Source organism: uncultured Streptococcus sp., assembly GCF_902463925.1.
Taxonomy (GTDB): Bacteria; Bacillota; Bacilli; order Lactobacillales; family Streptococcaceae; genus Streptococcus.
In genome coordinates this window covers 143,619-161,550 of the sequence record NZ_CABQHE010000004.1, presented here as the reverse complement: position 1 = coordinate 161,550, position 17,932 = coordinate 143,619, and the positions used below count along the sequence as shown (strand labels likewise).

19 protein-coding genes, 1 tRNA gene and 1 pseudogene are annotated in these 17,932 nt (G+C 39.5%); 1 reads left to right on the top strand and 20 read right to left on the bottom strand.

Annotation, left to right across the window (positions count from 1 at the left end; genetic code table 11):
- The 15 genes and pseudogenes from RDY04_RS04675 to RDY04_RS04605 all read right to left on the bottom strand — a co-directional run.
- Positions 1–279: pseudogene (locus RDY04_RS04675) on the bottom strand (DUF2975 domain-containing protein); the annotation flags it as partial.
- Positions 280–500: 221 nt separating this feature from the next.
- The gene (locus RDY04_RS04670; RefSeq protein WP_303951444.1) at positions 501–911 is read right to left on the bottom strand and encodes a hypothetical protein; all 411 of its coding nucleotides are present in this window, start codon (positions 909–911) and stop codon (positions 501–503) included.
- A gap of 222 nt (positions 912–1,133) precedes the next feature.
- Entirely contained in the window at positions 1,134–1,784 is a 651-nt protein-coding gene (gene serB / locus RDY04_RS04665) for a phosphoserine phosphatase SerB (RefSeq protein WP_303951441.1), read from the bottom strand.
- A gap of 111 nt (positions 1,785–1,895) precedes the next feature.
- A complete protein-coding gene (ezrA, locus tag RDY04_RS04660; protein WP_303951439.1) occupies positions 1,896–3,620 on the bottom strand; it encodes a septation ring formation regulator EzrA in 1,725 nt (574 codons plus the stop codon).
- 96 nt (positions 3,621–3,716) lie between these two features.
- Positions 3,717–5,669: a DNA topoisomerase (ATP-hydrolyzing) subunit B gene (gyrB, locus tag RDY04_RS04655; protein WP_303951435.1), complete on the bottom strand. Its 1,953-nt coding sequence runs from the start codon at positions 5,667–5,669 to the stop codon at positions 3,717–3,719.
- On the bottom strand, positions 5,670–6,230 hold the full coding sequence (locus RDY04_RS04650; protein ID WP_303951434.1) for an HAD-IA family hydrolase: 561 nt from the start codon (positions 6,228–6,230) through the stop codon (positions 5,670–5,672).
- An 85-nt stretch (positions 6,231–6,315) separates the two neighbouring features.
- Positions 6,316–7,026: an LrgB family protein gene (locus tag RDY04_RS04645; protein WP_220428504.1), complete on the bottom strand. Its 711-nt coding sequence runs from the start codon at positions 7,024–7,026 to the stop codon at positions 6,316–6,318.
- Positions 7,004–7,378, bottom strand: a complete 375-nt coding sequence (locus RDY04_RS04640; RefSeq protein WP_126429889.1) for a CidA/LrgA family protein — start codon at positions 7,376–7,378, stop codon at positions 7,004–7,006. The genes RDY04_RS04645 and RDY04_RS04640 overlap by 23 nt, the downstream gene beginning before the upstream one ends.
- A gap of 152 nt (positions 7,379–7,530) precedes the next feature.
- Positions 7,531–7,601: transfer RNA gene (locus tag RDY04_RS04635), tRNA-Thr, on the bottom strand.
- A gap of 57 nt (positions 7,602–7,658) precedes the next feature.
- A complete protein-coding gene (locus RDY04_RS04630) occupies positions 7,659–8,012 on the bottom strand; it encodes an arsenate reductase family protein (protein ID WP_303951431.1) in 354 nt (117 codons plus the stop codon).
- Between the two features lie 34 nt (positions 8,013–8,046).
- Positions 8,047–8,541, bottom strand: a complete 495-nt coding sequence (locus tag RDY04_RS04625) for a methylated-DNA--[protein]-cysteine S-methyltransferase (RefSeq protein ID WP_303951429.1) — start codon at positions 8,539–8,541, stop codon at positions 8,047–8,049.
- 58 nt (positions 8,542–8,599) lie between these two features.
- Complete coding sequence (locus RDY04_RS04620) at positions 8,600–9,778, bottom strand: 3-phosphoglycerate dehydrogenase family protein (protein ID WP_295496079.1); 1,179 nt, start codon at positions 9,776–9,778, stop codon at positions 8,600–8,602.
- Positions 9,779–9,796: 18 nt separating this feature from the next.
- A complete protein-coding gene (locus RDY04_RS04615; RefSeq protein WP_303951425.1) occupies positions 9,797–10,354 on the bottom strand; it encodes a GNAT family N-acetyltransferase in 558 nt (185 codons plus the stop codon).
- A gap of 12 nt (positions 10,355–10,366) precedes the next feature.
- Positions 10,367–11,461, bottom strand: coding sequence for a 3-phosphoserine/phosphohydroxythreonine transaminase (gene serC / locus RDY04_RS04610; RefSeq protein WP_303951423.1), 1,095 nt, complete (start codon positions 11,459–11,461; stop codon positions 10,367–10,369).
- A 154-nt stretch (positions 11,462–11,615) separates the two neighbouring features.
- A complete protein-coding gene (locus RDY04_RS04605; RefSeq protein ID WP_303951421.1) occupies positions 11,616–12,509 on the bottom strand; it encodes an ROK family protein in 894 nt (297 codons plus the stop codon).
- A gap of 115 nt (positions 12,510–12,624) precedes the next feature.
- Between RDY04_RS04605 and RDY04_RS04600 the strand changes: the two genes are divergently transcribed.
- Positions 12,625–13,020, top strand: a complete 396-nt coding sequence (locus RDY04_RS04600; protein WP_303951419.1) for a VOC family protein — start codon at positions 12,625–12,627, stop codon at positions 13,018–13,020.
- 43 nt (positions 13,021–13,063) lie between these two features.
- Here RDY04_RS04600 and RDY04_RS04595 read toward each other — a convergent pair whose 3' ends face one another.
- The 5 genes from RDY04_RS04595 to RDY04_RS04575 all read right to left on the bottom strand — a co-directional run bounded on the left by RDY04_RS04595 (position 13,064) and on the right by RDY04_RS04575 (position 17,921).
- The gene (locus tag RDY04_RS04595) at positions 13,064–13,963 is read right to left on the bottom strand and encodes an SPFH domain-containing protein (RefSeq protein WP_002891518.1); all 900 of its coding nucleotides are present in this window, start codon (positions 13,961–13,963) and stop codon (positions 13,064–13,066) included.
- Between the two features lie 189 nt (positions 13,964–14,152).
- The gene (locus tag RDY04_RS04590; RefSeq protein ID WP_303951453.1) at positions 14,153–15,220 is read right to left on the bottom strand and encodes a PotD/PotF family extracellular solute-binding protein; all 1,068 of its coding nucleotides are present in this window, start codon (positions 15,218–15,220) and stop codon (positions 14,153–14,155) included.
- On the bottom strand, positions 15,213–15,992 hold the full coding sequence (locus RDY04_RS04585; protein ID WP_303951416.1) for an ABC transporter permease: 780 nt from the start codon (positions 15,990–15,992) through the stop codon (positions 15,213–15,215). The genes RDY04_RS04590 and RDY04_RS04585 overlap by 8 nt, the downstream gene beginning before the upstream one ends.
- Positions 15,989–16,783 carry an ABC transporter permease gene (locus tag RDY04_RS04580; RefSeq protein ID WP_048673786.1) on the bottom strand — a complete coding sequence of 265 codons (795 nt, stop codon included), beginning with the start codon at positions 16,781–16,783 and terminating at the stop codon, positions 15,989–15,991. The genes RDY04_RS04585 and RDY04_RS04580 overlap by 4 nt, the downstream gene beginning before the upstream one ends.
- Positions 16,767–17,921 carry an ABC transporter ATP-binding protein gene (locus RDY04_RS04575; protein ID WP_003094460.1) on the bottom strand — a complete coding sequence of 385 codons (1,155 nt, stop codon included), beginning with the start codon at positions 17,919–17,921 and terminating at the stop codon, positions 16,767–16,769. Before RDY04_RS04575 ends, RDY04_RS04580 begins: the two co-directional genes overlap by 17 nt.
- Positions 17,922–17,932 lie beyond the last annotated feature (11 nt).

The window sequence follows — 17,932 nt, the reverse complement described above, 5'->3', positions numbered from 1 at the left end:
GTATTTACCATCACTAAAATCTATCATCAGAATACTCCAAATTTTTAACAATTTAATAACAATAAAGCACATAGCTATTGTCATAAAAAGAACCAACAAAGGAAAAATAATTGGAATATTGATTATAAAATTTCCATAATCAAATATAAAACTTCCGTGTCTCGTCTGTCCTCCAAAGAAAATTCCCACTACTCCTATTAATAATAGAAAAACAAGCAACCAAATAACATATTGTGCAAGGAATAGACCATAACCGATTATTTTTAAAAATCTGTTCATATAAAGCACCTCCATTATTGTGATACAATAATTTATTTTCTAAAATTATTGTATTGCAATAATTTATTTGTGTCAATTATTTTTAAATATTATTGGAACATAAAAAATGATAGCCAATATTAGATCAAGTCAATGTATAGCTATTTATTTTTTATGTGAGTATTATCCAGAAAATCATAACCACCCTTTTTGGTATGTAATCACATATAGTGAGTGGTGGTTTATTTATTTTTCGCACCTCCGGAGCGAAACACGAACTGAAAGTGACATAAAAAGCATCTCAAAGCTATTCTAAATACTAGTATAGCTTTGAGATGCCAAATGTAAAAACAAAAATAGAACACTCCCTCCAAAAAGAATATTAGAAGTAGTTCATTAATTAATGGCTCTATAATTCCTGTAGGGGGTAAAATGAAAACCACAAGCTCTTCCTCATTAGGAATACTGCTTATCGCCGTCGGCACAGGTAAGTCCTTGTCTCCATAATTAGTAATAATATGAGCCAAAAAAACTGACGATTTCATCATAACATCAAACAAAGAAGCTACCTGAATAATCCGACCAAAAATGGGAAAACTAATCCTGTAAGCTTCCTCAATCATGTAAAAAATAGCTGGATATTCGTATAACATGTCCCTTCTCCCAATTCAATACTAGACTCTTCTGTGATAAGATGAGTTCTAAGAGATGTCAACCGAAAATCGTGATAACAAAAGTTTTGAAACCATTCGAAACAATACAGCGAGTTAAAATAGGGCTTAGTCCGTATACAACTTGAAAAAAGTGGCACCGATTCGGTACTTTTTTGACGTACAAAAAGTCCATTGGAATGGTCCAACGGACTCTTTTTATATCTACTTTGTCTTAACCTCATCCAAAATCTGAATCACCTTATATAAATTTGGTTCTGTGATTTGATAAGGAGCTTGTTCACGGACAATTGGTTTGGCACAAAAGGCGATGCCTATGCCGGCTGTCTTAATCATAGGCAAATCATTGGCTCCATCACCCATAGCAATGGTTTGAGAGAGTTTAAGACCATTTTCTGCTGCCCAATCTTTAAGTTTGGCTACCTTGACATCTTTGGTAACAATCTCACCATAAACCTTACCAGTTAAGAGACCATCGACCACCTCAAGGTGATTAGCCTTCACATAATCAATACCTGCCTCTTTTGCCAGTCTATCAACTGTCTCATGGAAACCACCAGAAACTAAACCTACCTTGAAGCCACGTGAGTGGAGTTCATCCACAAGTTCCTTGGCTCCCTTGTTGAAATGAATGCGGGCATAGACCTTCTCAAATATGCTGTCAGGTAATCCCTTAAGGGTTGCCACACGCTCATTCAGAGCCTGTCTGAAATCTAATTCTCCACGCATGGCCCGCTCTGTGATTTCAGCGACCTCTCGACCAACACCAGCCTCTTCCCCCAATAAATCAATTACTTCTTCTTGGACCAGAGTTGAGTCTACATCCATAACTAATAAGCCTTTTACTTCTGACATAATTACCTCTATTCTTTAATACCTATATAACTTTTTATTAGGCTTATCATTAACCTAAAAAGAGATAAGTTTCTTCAAAAAAATCCTGGACCGAGGCCCAGAATCTCTCTTCTACATACGAATTTGTTCGCGTGTTTTTTCGTAAGACGATACAAAACGATCTGTTACACCTGGTTCTACTGTTTCCAAGGCGTAAGAGATTTCTTCCAAAGATGCATCATAGTCATGGTCGACTTCGAACAACTTAAGCGCATGCTCAAAGCTACTTTGAACAGCAGGTTCGAAAGAGCGGTAACGGTTCGAGTACTGCAAGAGTTGTTCAGTCAAGGTTGCATTTTGAACAACCAAATAAGCAGTCTCTTCCAAATGTTCAATAGCATTTTTTGACGTTTCAGTCAAACGCATTACTGCATCAATATTAATACATCCACGGCTGAGCTCATCCATTAGAGCTTCAATTTGTGCACTTGTTGAGAAGAATACACTCAAGAAGGATTCAGGAATACCTGGAAGATTACGTTTTTCCATATAACGCTTGATAACATGCAATTTATTAACATAAACATCAAGCTCGTCACGCGCCTTAGCTTCATTTTTCGCGATAGCTCGAAGATTTTCAAAAACCTCAACCTGTCCATTTTCAACAGCAGACAAGGTATTGAGACTCTTTTCGAAGATTTTTTCAAGTTCTGAGAAAGGTTTCACCTGGTTATCAAAGTTTTCAAGGGTTGGAAGAACTGCTGTTTCAACACTCGAAATATCTGAAACAAAGCTACGTACATCTGCTGCATAAGTTTCGTCGAAAATGTAAGTCAACATGAGACGCTCAAGCTCTTCTTGAAGTTTCTTGTTGTTTTCTTTAGCATGCTTGAGATAATCTGGCAAAATTTTCTTTTGACGTATAACAGCCTTGTATGATGCAATTTCACGTTCGAAAATGCTATACAAGTTGTCAATCTTTTCTTGAATATCAGCGTTTTCTTCTTCCGCACGATCCAGATCAAGAGAAACCAACTCACTTGAGTTTGAACGGATAGCTTCACGAATTTCCTGGAAGCGACGCTCGATATTTTTCTCAGGGAAGTGGTAATTTTGCTCAATCAACTTGCGGTAGCCAGATTCCAAATCATCCAACTGATCTGGAAAATCATCTTCCAACTTAGCTACAATGGCTGGAATCTTTTCTGAAATTTGACCCAAAGCAATGGTGTGCTCCTCTGCACGGTCCAAAATGCTTGATGCCTCAACAGGGTCACCTGATGAATTAAGAGTCACAAATTCAGCAAACTCAGATTCAATGTTTTTAAGCTGTTTATTGATTTCACCCATAGTAGAGCCAAAATTATCAGAGTTTTCTTCAATAGAATTTTGCAACTCTTCGTACAAGTCAAGTGCGTGTTTAACACGAGCACTATTCTTTTCTTCTTGTTCTTTCAAGGTTGAGAGCGCCTCACGAATAGACTTAATGTCTTCTTCCACAAGATCTAACTGACTCTCAATATTATTGATCTCACCACTAGCTTTAAAGAAATGGAAGGTATCATTCATGTTTTCAGCTTCGAAAATATGATTTTCAATATCTGCAAATGAATTTGTCGAAATGTCTATCCATTTCTGATTCCATTCACGGAAAGTTGTTTGACTTTGTCCAATCAAGTGAAGCTTTTTAACTTCTTCAATTTCTTCGTTAATTGGCAAGTCAAACAATTTTTGCTTGCGTTCTTCAAGCTGTGCAATCCGCGAATCATTTCGTTTTCTAATAAGAATACCGACTAAGTAAGCGACAATTACAAGTATAACTGCCACTACAATCAGTAAAACAATTCCGCTAGACATAGTTTCTCCTTAATCGTCTATTATGTTCATAAATGTAGAATAACATTACGATTATATCATAGTTATCCTAGCATTGCACCTTTTTCTAAAAGAATATTAGATATCTAGAGTACTGTAAACGGCATTTTCTTCGATAAATTCGCGGCGAGGTTCAACCTTGTCTCCCATCAGCATATCGAAAATCTTATCAGCCTCTGCAGCATCATCCACAGAAACACGTGCCATCAAACGATTTTCAGGGTCCATGGTTGTTTCCCAAAGTTGGTGGTCATCCATCTCACCCAAACCTTTATAACGTTGTACCGTAGGTTTTGAACGTCCCACACTATAATTTTCAAGAGCAGCACGTAATTTGTCTTCTTGATCTACACCAGGTTGGATGTATTCTTTAATCTCAGAACCAACCTTAACCCCATAAATTGGTGGTTGAGCAATGTAGACATAGCCTGCTTCCAGGACTGGACGCATAAAGCGGTAAATCAAAGTCAGAAGCAAGGTACGGATGTGAGCCCCATCGACATCGGCATCGGTCATGATGACCAACTTGTGGTAACGTGCCTTGCTGACATCAAATTCAGCTCCAAAACCTGTTCCCATTGCGGTGAAGAGAGAACGAATTTCTTCATTGGCTAGAATCTTATCCATGCTAGCCTTTTCAACGTTCAAAATTTTACCACGAATTGGCAGAATGGCTTGGAATTCACGGTTACGACCTGATTTAGCAGAACCACCGGCTGAGTCCCCTTCGACAATGAAGAGCTCATTCATTTCGGCATTGTTTGACGAACAATCTGCTAACTTCCCTGGAAGGTTTGAAATTTCAAGACCTGACTTCTTACGTGTCACTTCACGAGCACGCTTAGCGGCGATACGGGCCTTAGAAGCCAGAATTCCTTTTTCAACAATCTTTTTAGCAATAGCAGGATTTTCCAAGAGGAAGCGACTTAGGGCTTCACTGAAGAGACGATTGGTAATCTTAACCACTTCTGAGTTTCCAAGTTTGGTCTTGGTTTGCCCTTCAAACTGTGGGTTTGGATGCTTGACAGAGATGATAGCAGTCAAACCTTCACGAACATCATCACCAGTCAGATTATCATCTTTTTCTTTGAGAATCTTATTCTGACGTGCATAATCATTGATAACACGAGTAAGAGCCGTGCGGAAACCTTGTTCATGAGTACCACCTTCATGAGTGTGGATATTATTGGCAAAACTCATCACCGTTTCATGGTAGCCGGTCGTATACTGCATAGCAACTTCGACTGAAATGCCATCCATCTCACCATCAGTGTAGATGGGTTCATCAAAGATAACATCCTTGTTTTCATTGATGTATTTCACATAAGACGTGATACCACCTTCGTAGTGATAATGTTTCTCTTGTTCAAGACCTTCACGCTTATCTGTAATAGAGATACGTAGACCCTTGTTCAGAAAGGCTAGCTCTTGGATACGTTTAGCCAATTTTCCAAAGTCAAACTCGGTTGTTTCTTGGAAAATCTCTGGGTCTGGCGTGAAGTGAACAGTCGTACCATGTTTCTCTGTTTCACCAATTACTGCTAAATCTGCTACCACGACCCCACGTTTATACTCTTGGAAGTGGATATGGCCATTTTTATAAACCTTAACATCAAGTTGTGTTGAGAGGGCATTAACGACCGAAGAACCAACCCCGTGCAAACCACCAGAGACCTTATAACCACCTCCGCCGAATTTACCACCAGCATGAAGAACTGTAAAGACTGTCTCAACAGCAGGACGGCCTGTTTTTTCTTGAATATCGACTGGGATACCACGACCATCGTCAACAACCGTGATAGAATTATCCGGTTCAATAAAAACTTTGATATGCGTGGCGAAGCCTGCTAAGGCCTCATCGATTGAGTTATCGACAATCTCCCATACCAAGTGATGCAATCCTTCTTTTGAGGTGGATCCAATATACATTCCTGGGCGCATACGTACCGCTTCAAGTCCCTCTAAGACCTGAATCTGGCTGGCATCATATTCTTGCGCTTTTTCTTCAAGATTTTTTAATTCATCAGTCATCTATGTCACAATCTCCAATAATGATTTATGGCCATCAATAAGCAAGGTATCCAAACCCGCTGCTTTTCCTGCCTCTATATCTATCTGGCGGTCACCAATGACCAAGCCGTGTTTAATATCGTATTTGTTAATTAAATAAAGGAAACTATCTGGACTCGGCTTTCTAGCAAAGCCATTTTCAGAAGTTACAACCTCTGTAAAATAAGAGGTAATTTCTGCTTTATCAAGGATTTCTAGCACCAAGTGATTGCGGTGGCTAACCAAAAAATTACGCCCACCCTCAGCCACAATCTTAGCAAGGACATCCTTAGCACCTTCAAAAAGCACAGGTTCTTGTAAATGTTTGGCTTCCTCTTGCTTATAGAGGGTTCGAAAATCAGTTATATCAGGCGCAAACATGGCAATGGCAGTACTGGTTGACACCTTAAGGGCATCATAGACTGCTTGAAATTCTGCTGTACGCTCAAATTGTTCTAAAGTTGCTAGAAAGGCTTGGGTTGATACCTGGTAATTATCCAACAAGGTACCACCTAAATCCCAGATATAATCTCCGTAATTCATAATCTTAATTATAGCATAAAAGGTCAGATTTTGCTTGTTTTTCATAGCTAAAAAGGCTTGGAAAACCTATCCAAACCTTAATTTTTTATCTCAGAATTAAACTAGCCACAATAGGACTAATAAAGACATATAAAATCCCTGTTACAGCGATTGATAGACCACCCATGGCACCTGCAACCTGACCATATCTGAAGGCAGTTCCAGTACCAACGGCATGCCCAGTTCCTCCTAGGGAAAGACCAATAGCGACCGGATCTTTAATGCCAATCATTTTTAAAAAGACAGGACCCAAAACAGAGGTTAAAATTCCCGTAATAACTACTACAACCAAAGTTACTGTCGTAATCCCCTGCATTTTTTCCGAAATCCCTACAGCCATGGCAGTCGTTACAGACTTAGGAAAGAGAGAGATGGCTAAGAAATAATCCATCCCAAAAAGCTTAGCAATCAAGGCGGTATAAGTAGTGTTAAGAACACAGGCAACTGTTGATCCAATCAAGATACTCTTATAGTGATGACGCATGAGGTGTAGATTTTTATAAAAAGGAACTGCTAGCGCTACGGTTGAAGGAATAATCAAACTGTTAAGATAAGAGCCACCTACATAGTAATCCTTGTAGGAAATACCTGTATAGTGCAAAATGACGATAATCAAGGCAGTCGATACAAGAAGAGGCGTTGTCAAAGGATTAGGAAAACGGCGATAAATCAAGAGTCCTATTGTGTAAGCTAGTACAGAAAGTGTTAACCCAAACAAAGGTGTGTTAAAAAAATTAGCCACGATTAACCTCCTCATAATCGCCTTCAAAGTGTTTTTTGATAAAGACGACAACTACTGCAATCACTACAATATTAAGAACCAAGGCTCCCATAATAATCAAAATAATAGGGACAATATTCGCTGAAATAGCATTCCATCGTTCCATAATACCGACACCTGCTGGCAAAAATAGAATAGTCATATTGGCAATTAAAAACTCTGCTACTGCATGAATATGACGTAGACGAATCCACTTAAGCTGTAGAGCAATCAGAAGTAAGAATAAGCCAATGATACTTCCAGGTACAGGTAATTTAAAAAAGGTTGAAAGCGCTTCGCCAATCACGGCAAACAAACAAATCAACATGAATTGAACGTAGTATTTCACGAGTTGCCTCCTAGGTTTAATCACCTATTAGTCTACTCCTTTTTTTTTGAATTTCAAGAGTTTTCAGTAAATACTTTTGAAAAATTGAGAGGTATAAATCAACCTCTTTGAATATAAAAAAATCCAACCCTGAGGCTGGATTCATTCACAGATGCCACCACCGAGAATTGAACTCGGAACGGAGCATTACCATTGCTCTATTATACCATTTAACTATAGCGGCAACTGTTTTAATCTTACCATACTTCTATTTACTGTGGCAAGATTTTTTGCTTATTTTTTATAAATTTAAGTCTTGGTAAGGCGTACGGTAACCAACCTGTAAAACCTTACCATCCTTAATCAAGATAGGACGTTTTATCAGCATCCCATCTGAGGCCAAGAGTTCAACAGCTTCATCAAGAGAGAGTGTTGGTAGCTTATCCTTTAAACCTAGAGAGCGGTAGGATTGTCCACTTGTATTAAAGAATTTCTTAAGTTCTAAATCTGACCCTGCCAAAAGCCCTTTTAAAAACTGAGCCGAAGGTGGGTTTTCCTTAATATTAATAGATTCAACATCTAAACCTAATTGATTGAGTTCTGCCTTTGCCTTACGACAAGTGCTGCATTTTGGATATTCATAAAAAGTATACATGTTTTTCTCCTTTTCTCTAGCATAAGCTATCTATCTAAGGCTTGTCAAACCTAAAACCTTCTAAATGAAGTAAGAAATGCTTGGCGTCTTCTCCTGCTGCATATTTTCCTATATGACCACTACTAGGAAGAACCCGATGGCAGGGGACGAGAATCAACCAAGGATTCTTACCAACAGCAGTTCCTACAGCCTGTGCCGATTGACATAAAATCACTTTACCAATCTGACTATAGGTTCTGCTCTCCCCCACAGGAATGTCCCGTAAAGCTGACCAAACCTTTAGCTGAAAGGCTGTCCCTCTATCAGCTAGAGGGAGGGCATCTGGACTTGGATTCTCACCTTTAAAATAAGCCTCTAACCAATTCTTGGTCACTTCTAAAATAGGATTTGAGGTGTCCGATAACTCCTCTTCCTTAAAACCAGCCTGAAAATAATTTTGTCCTTTTAACCATATGCCATAGAGGACTTCCTCACCAGCTACCAAGGACAGGCGACCAATAGGGGATACATAATACTGACGATAATACATAAGTTCATTATAACAAAAAAAGACAGGAAAACCTTGTTCCTGTCAGCTTATTCCTGAATTATTTACCTTTAATCAAACGTACTCGTACGATGTTATCGCTTGCCTCAAACTTAGCGACCAATTCATCAATCTTAGACTTGTCTGTCTCATCAAGGTCAAGAAGGGTATAAGCATACTCTCCCTTTGAACGGTTAATGATATTATCAATATTGATATTAAAATCAGAGACCGCTGTTGAAATACGGGCCACAATGTTAGGCACGTTTTTATTAATCAAAGTGATACGATATGGAGCACTCAAAACCTGTTGTACACGTGGGAAGTTAACAGAATTGACAATTTCACCTGTTTCCATGAAGCGACGGATAGTTTGACCAGCCATAATAGCACAGTTAAGCTCTGCTTCACCCGTTGAACCACCAACGTGTGGAAAGACTGTCACATTAGGCTTATTAAGCAGCTCTTCTGTCCCAAAGTCAGTGATGTAACGTTTTACTACACCTGTTTCCAAAGCATCAAAGAGCGCATCATTCTCTACTAATTCTGCACGGGCAAAGTTGATGATTGTTGTTCCTTTTTGCATGAGGCTAAAGGCATCTGCATTGAAAGTACCTTTCGTATCAGGTGTCAATGGAACGTGAACAGTGATATAATCACAGTTTTCAAAGATTTCTTTGAGATCAGAAACACGCTTAACGTGGTGAGAAATATTCCAAGCTGCTTCAATAGAAACATATGGGTCGTAGCCATAGACCTTCATTCCCAAACGGTAGGCATCGTTAGCAATACGCGCACCAATGGCACCCAGCCCGATAACACCCAATGTCTTACCAGCAATCTCGCTACCAGCAAACTGTTTCTTACCTGCTTCAATTTGCTTAGGAACATCATCACCACTAAGTGTGTTAACCCAAGCATTGGCCGCAATATAGTCACGTGCTGAGAGTAAGATAGAGGCCAAAACAGCTTCTTTAACTGCATTAGCATTAGCTCCTGGAGTATTGAAGACAACAATTCCTTTTTCAGTTGCTTCGTCAACTGGGATATTGTTAGTACCTGCACCAGCACGCGCAATAGCTTTCAAGTTGTCAGGGAAGACAGTGTTATGGAGATTTTGACTACGAATGATATAGGCATCCGGATTTTCCGCTAAATCACCATCAATTTGGAAATGATTTCCAAGTTCCTTCAAACCAATCTGGTTAATATTGTTATACGTTTTTACACTAAATACCATAATTTTATTCCTCTTAAATCAATGTATCCCGTGGTGAGCTGCTTCATCAAGTTCTTGATAAAAGGCTTTCTCTCTCTTAGTTTTGATTTTCTGATAAGCAAGACGTTCACCATCAATAGGAACCTTGCCACAATAGACATAGCCAAGTTTCTCCAAAATATGCTGCATGACAGTATTCTTTTCATGCGTATCGCAACGGAAATCATGAGCATCCGTTCCCTCAATAAGACCTTGAATGAAGATTTGAGCAATGCCCTGACCCGTAAATTCACTTAAAACGGCAATTCTATGAAAAGTAATGTAGCGCTTATTGTGGTGTTTCCAGTCCCCATCATAGATTTTGTCGTAAGCAGGGTCTCCATCAACAATCACCGCAGCATAAGAAACGATTTGACCATCAACAATTCCTACATAGGCCTGCCCATTAAGGACATCGTCAAAGATAGTTTCTTCAGTAGGGTAACCATCAGCTCCTTGCCATTGGGTACTCCCCGCTTCTGCTAAGGAAGTTCTAGCACTCTCAATCACAGTCATGATAGCCCCAATTTCATTTGGGAAGGCTTGTCTAATTTCCATCTCTTTACCTAATTATTTATTTTCGGCTTCAAATTTCTTCATAAAGTCAATCAAGTCAAGTACACCCTGACGTGGGAAAGCGTTATAAACACTAGCACGCATACCACCTACTGAACGGTGTCCTTTGATATTCTTGAAACCAAGAGCATCTGCTTCTGCTACAAACTTAGCATCCAACTCTTTACTTGGTGTTACAAATGGAATGTTGCAGACAGAACGATCCTTGGCATCTTTGACAGGATTTGTATAGAAATCAGATGACTCAATGTAATCATAGAGAAGTCCTGATTTCTCACGTTGAATTTCAGCCATCTTGTCCACGCCACCGATTTCATTTTTAACCCAGTCAAAGACGAGTTTTGAAATATAGATGTTGAAACATGGTGGTGTATTGTAAAGTGATCCTGCTTCAGCTTGAATACGGTAATCCAACATGGCAGACAATTGTGGTTGGTCGTTAAGGAAGTCTTCACGAACGATAACTACTGTCACCCCAGCAGGTCCAATATTTTTCTGAGCACCAGCATAGATAAGGGCAAAGTCCTCGACATTGTAGCGAGCAGCCAAAATATTTGAAGACATATCAGCTACAATTGGTACACCATTGGTATCAGGCAAATCGTAGATAGCTGTTCCTTCAATGGTATTGTTCGTTGTCAAGTGAACATAGGCAGCTTCTGGATCAATTGTTGCTGAGTCGAAACTTGGAATGTGATCGTAAACAGTTTCTTCTGAAGAAGCCAAAAGAATTGGTTCTAAAGGAATAGTTTTTGAAAGTTTAACAGCTTCTGTATAAGCTTTTTTACCCCATGAACCACCTACAAGGTAGTAAGCTTTCTTACCTTGTGCGAGGTTAAGTGGGACCATTGTAAATTGCGTTGAAGCGCCACCTTGCAAGAAAATAACCTTATAGTTATCAGGAATGGCCATGAGCTCACGAAGTGTCGCTTCCGCATCTTTAACAATTTTGTCAAATTCTGGAGAACGGTGGGACATTTCTAGCACGGACATACCGGAATCTTGGTAGTTAAGCAATTCAGCTTGGGCTTTTTCAAGCACTGGTTTTGGTAATGTAGCAGGTCCTGCTGAGAAATTATAAATTGTCATAAAGACACCTCCAAAATTTTAATGGTCCCATTATAGCGAATTTTCTGAATATTGTAAAGTGTTAATAGTAAAAAACGAACGGAATTAGCCGATCGCCTCAAAAAAGTTAAGTATTTTATGTATATTTTTGCAAGTAATTGAATTTACTATCTGTTTATTTCTGCTTAAGAAAATAGGCTGCCCCAATTATATTAGCTCCATTATGATGATGACAAGCAACAATCTTGGGACGTTTAATAATTTTACCGATAAAGTCAATCTCATGGTGAACCTTATCAAACTGGCGGTTGACCTCCTCGATAAGAATCGGCTGGGCTGAAATGCCACCTCCAATGACAAAGGTTTCCACATCTAAGATGGTTTGAAGATTCAAAATGGTAATGGCTAGACTACGGCAATAGCTTTCAAAAAGCGAATAGACTGTCTCGTCTCTTGCATTTATGGCCTCAAATGCTGCTAAACCATCCTTTAAGTCAGAGTTACCCAGCACTTCATTTACCTTGGTGATCAAACCAACAGCCGACAAAGTCATGCCTCGCATCAATAAAGGATCAACTTTTTCCATTTGAACTGGTAAAAGAAAGGTCAACTCCCCCGCTTGAAAGTGACTTCCTTGAAAAAGTTTACCATTAATAATAAATCCACCACCTAGACCCGAACCCAAAACAAGAGCTGCACCATTGGTCACTCCTTGCAAATGACCTGTGGCTAGCTCTGCCAAGGCCGCTGCTTTACCATCATTAAGTGCCATTACAGGTAGATGGTACTTAGCTTCGAGGACCTCTTTAATACGAAAACCGTGGAAGAATCTCAATAAACCGCCGTGATAAATCACTCCCTCATTAGTATCAACAGTCCCAGGAACACTAATTGCAATACCTGATAAGTCTACTTCAACTGAAGTAACTATCTGATCAATCACGTCAATAGCTTGTTCCAAGGTTTGTGGGGATGACTGCGTCGGCAGACTCTTTTCAATGGCAAACTGCTCTGAAACAAGTGCTGACTTCACCTGAGTCCCTCCAAAATCAATTGCTAAAATCGTCATTATCATCCTCCACAGATTCTTTTTCGTCATTATAGCACAAAAGAGCAAAAACTAGAAAAAACGGTTCCAAAATGCTATCATAAACTTACAGAATTAGATAAAAGGAGTCTCTCACATGACTAAATTTCTACACACTTGTGTCCGTGTCAAAGACCTAGAAGCTTCACTAAAATTTTATCAAGAAGCGCTTGGTTTTAAGGAAGTCCGTCGTAACGATTTCCCAGAATATAAGTTCACCCTTGTCTACTTGCAACTCGAAGATGATCCTGATTATGAGTTGGAATTAACTTACAACTACGACCATGAAGCTTATGATCTTGGGGATGGATATGGTCATATCGCCGTTGGTGTTGATGACCTAGAAGCTACACACCAAGCTCACAAAGAGGCTGGCTATACTGTCACAGACCTCTCAGGTCTTCCTGGTAAACCAAAAATGTACTACTTCATCACTGATCCAGATGGCTATAAGATTGAAGTTATCCGTTTGACGCAATTCCTAGAAAAATAAAACAAAAAAAGTCAGATTGTATAGATCTGGCTTCTTTTTGTGCTTAATTTTTATTATCTGCCTTCAAGGCTGACAAAATTTGGGTACGAATATCATCTACACCGTTTGGATTATTTGGCAGGAATAAGGTTTGATTGCCTTTAGCCGCAAAAGTATTAAGGGTATCTAGATATTGGTTAGTCAAAAGAATAGACATAATCTGCTCTTCAGACATTCCCACATTAGCCTCTTTTAGTTCTGCAATAGATTCAGCCAATCCATCAACGATAGCCTTACGTTGTTGGGCAATACCGACCCCGTGAAGACGATCTTTTTCAGCTTCTGCTTCGGCTGCTGTGACAATCTTGATTTTATCAGCTTCTGCCAATTCTTGGGCTGCGACACGCTTACGTTGGGCAGCATTGATTTCGTTCATAGACTGCTTAACTTCAGCATCTGGCTCAACCTTGGTAATCAAGGTCTTAACAATGATGTAACCATAAGTTGTCATTTCTTCGGCTACTTGATGTTGAACCTCAAGGGCGATCTCATCTTTCTTCTCAAAAAGCTCATCAAGCGTCAATTTAGGAACTGATGAACGAAGGGCGTCCTCAATGTATGATTTAATTTGAGCCTCTGGACGCATGAGTTTATAGTAAGCATCTGTAACATTTTGCTCATTAACACGATATTGAGTAGCCACATTCATCATAACAAAGACATTGTCCTTTGTCTTGGTTTCAACCACAATCTCACTTTGAAGCAAACGTAGTTGAATACGGGCTGCAATTTTATCAATACCGAATGGCAAACGCATGTGAATACCACTCGTTGCGATTTTTTGATAGCGTCCAAAACGTTCAACGATGGCCACTGACTGTTGACGTACAACGTAAAGCATACTGATGAGAATTCCCAAAATAATCAGGAATGAAATCAGTAAAAAGAGAAATGCTGCCTGCATGTTAAGTCCTCCACAATAAACATTAAAAATTTCTTTTCTTTATTATAGCACAGTAATACAATTATTCAAGAAAAATAGTATATCGTTTTCAAGAACTTGGACAATCAGAAAAGAGGCTGAAACACTAGCGTTTCGGCCTCTCGTATTTTGTGACTAAGCTTAAAATCTAACAGTCCAAAAGGAAACTTTTTATTTACGATACATTTTAACTTGAAGGTAAATATCGTTATAAATGCCAAGCCATTTTTGACCTAAGTTATTATAGACTTCGAGGTTTTTGATGGTTGATTCTGATGGATAAAAAGCTTTATCATCCGTAATACTCTTTGGAAGTAAGGCTTTAGCAGCCTCGTTAGGTGTGGCATAGCCGATATATTCAGCATTTTGAGCTGCATTTTCCGGTTTAAGCATAAAGTTGATAAAAGCATAAGCTTCTTTTTCATGCTTCACTGTTTTAGGAATGACCAGATTATCAAACCATAGATTTGAGCCTTCAGATGGAACCACATAACGTAGATCCTCATTTTTATCAAGCATCTCACTAGCTTCCCCTGAGAAGGTTACTCCAATAGCTGCATCACCTTGAACCATGTAGCCCTTCATCTCGTCACCAACAATAGCCTTGATATTTGGTGTTAGACTATTAAGTTTAGTTTCAGCCAAACGTAATTCAGTCATATTCTTCGTATTCAAGCTATATCCCAGGCTATTCAGTGAGAAACCAAGGACTTCACGCGCGCCATCAACTAGCATAATCTGATTTTTGTAATCTGGTGACCAAAGATCATCCCAGTGCTGTGGTGCTTTTTTCACCAATTTTGTATTATAAACAATGCCGACAGTTCCCCAGAAATAAGGGATGGAATAGTCATTATGAGGGTCAAAACTAAGCCCTTTAAAACTTGAGCCAATCTGATCAAAACCTTTGATTTTAGATTTATCTAACTTCACCAAAAGGTCTTCCTTAACCATCTTATCAATGGTGTAGTCTGAAGGTACAGCGATGTCGTAAGTCGTACCACCTTGCTTAATTTTAGTATACATAGCTTCGTTAGAATCAAATGTTTCATACTGGACCTTGATTCCTGTTTCTTTAGTGAACTTGGTCAAGAGATCAGGGTCAATATAGTCACCCCAGTTATAAATAACAAGTTTGTCCGAAGCATTTCCGGTGCGACTTTGCATGTAGGCAGCAATTCCCCAAAGGAAGAAAATAATTGCTAAAATCCCTGCCAGAAATTGATAGAGTTTACGCATCATGCTCCTCCTTTCTCTCCTGAGTAATCATATAATATCCAATGACTAGAAGAATAGAGAACAGGAAGACAACCGTTGATAGAGCATTGATTTCTAGGGAAATACCTTTGCGAGCACGTGAGTAAATTTCCACAGCAAGTGTTGAAAAACCATTACCCGTTACAAAGAAGGTTACTGCGAAGTCATCCAAAGAATAGGTAAAGGCCATGAAATAACCAGCGATAATGCCAGGTGTCAAGTATGGCAACATAACCTCACGTAACATCTGCCATTGGGTCGCACCCAGGTCATAAGCTGCATGCACCATGTCTCGATTCATTTCCTTAAGGCGTGGCAAAACCATGAGAACCACGATTGGGATTGAGAAGGCAATATGACTCAACAAAACCGATACAAAGCCAAGTTGGAAACCAATCAAGGTAAAGAGAATCAAGAAACTCGCACCAATCATAACATCCGGTGCAACCATGAGCACGTTATTTAGGGATAAAATCCCAGTCTGATGCTTCTGTTTACTCTCATAGATAAAGACAGACCCAAAGGTACCAATAATCGTTGCCAGAAGAGCGCTAAGGAAAGCTAAAAAGAAGGTTTGAGCCAGAATTAACATAAGACGGCTATCTGAAAACATGCTCTGGTAGTTATCCAGAGTAAAACCTGTGAAACTATTCATATCGCCACCACTGTTGAAAGAATAGGCGATTAAATAAAAGATTGGCAGGTAAAGGATAACAAAGACAAAAGCTAAATAGAGATTTGCAAATTTTTTCATTGACGTCTCTCCTTTGTTAACCACATTGTCGCAATCATAGCAGCAATAAGAACAACACCAATGGTTGCCCCCATTCCCCAGTTTTGTGTCGTGAGGAAGTGCTGTTCGATAGCTGTCCCTAGGGTGATAACTCGGTTACCACCAATCAAGCGTGTCAGCATAAAGAGACTGAGACTAGGAATGAAGACCGATTGAACACCAGAGCGTACCCCATTAAGTGACAAAGGAAAGATAACCTTGGTAAAGGTCTGCCAATCATTAGCTCCTAAATCCTTACTTGCATTGACAATATTCTCATCCAAATCATCTAGAGCATTAAAAATCGGTAGAATCATAAATGGAATTTCAATGTAACTGGCTACAAAAATGAAAGAGAAATCCGTAAAGAGAATTTGCATAGGGGCAATCCCAAAGAAACCAAGAAAGGCATTGATGCCACCCTGTTGGCCAAAAATCCCCATAAAAGCATAGGCTTTCAGAAGGAGATTGACCCAGGTTGGCAAAATGACCAACATCAACCAAAGTTGCTTATGCTTCAATCTGGTTAAGAGATATGCCGTCGGATAAGAAATGAGGAGGGTTACTAGAGTAATGATGGCTGCATAAAGAACCGAGTTAAAACTCATCCTTAAGTAAGTCCAACTGGAAAAGAAGGTGCCATAATTATCCAATGTAAAGTTGCCACTGATATCAAAGAAAGACTGATAGAGTAGCATAAGCACTGGAGCAACTACGAAGAGTAGGAGCCAAAGAAGGTAAGGTACCGAGAAGAGGCTAGCTGTTTTCTTCATAGCGCTCCTCCTCAATGGCATTAATCAAGCCATCTTCATGTTCTTCCACTTCCACATATTCTTCAATACGCGCATCGAATTCTTCTTCTGTCTCATTAAGACGCATGATATGAATATCCTCAGGCGTAAAATCAAGACCGATAATCTCACCCTCAATCGCCTTACGGGTTGAGTGAATCATCCATTCATTGCCAAGATTGTCATAGGCGATGATTTCATAGTGGACCCCACGGAAGAGCTGCGTTTCCACGCGAACTTGCAGTTTACCTTCTTCAGGAAGCGTGATTTGTAAATCTTCAGGACGGATAACCACTTCGACAGGTTCGTTTGGACGCATTCCTCCATCCACAGATTCGAAACGTTTTCCGTTGAACTCAACCAAATAGTCCTCAATCATGACTCCTGGTAGGATATTAGATTCTCCGATAAAGGTTGCAACGAAATGGTTGATAGGCTCGTCATAGATATCAACAGGCGTTCCTGATTGAACAATTTCACCATCGTTCATAACAAAAATCCAGTCTGACATGGCCAATGCTTCTTCCTGGTCGTGAGTGACGAAGACAAAAGTAATACCTAGACGTTGCTGTAGTTCACGCAACTCGTATTGCATTTCAGTACGTAACTTCAAATCCAGTGCTGACAAGGGCTCATCCAAAAGGACCACACGTGGCTGATTGATAATCGCACGGGCAATGGCCACACGTTGGCGTTGACCACCTGATAATTTTTGAATCGAGCGCTTTTGATAACCATCTAGTTGAACCATTTTCAAGGCTTCTTTTACACGCTCTTCAATTTCCTTTTTAGGCACTTTTTTTAACTTAAGCGCAAAAGCCACATTGTCAAAGACATTCATGTGTGGGAAGAGGGCATAAGATTGGAAAACGGTATGGACATCCCTTTTATTGATAGGGATATCATTAATACGCTTTCCATCCAAAAGAACGTCACCACTGGTCGCATCCAAGAGACCAGCAATGATGTTCAAGATAGTTGATTTACCAGAACCAGAAGCCCCAAGTAGGGTATAGAACTTACCTTCTTCCAGTTCAAAGTTGATGTCTTTTAAAACTTGTGTGCCACTGTCTTCAAATACTTTCGAGACGTTCTGAAAGGCAATAATCGGATTAGTCAATTGTCATAAAT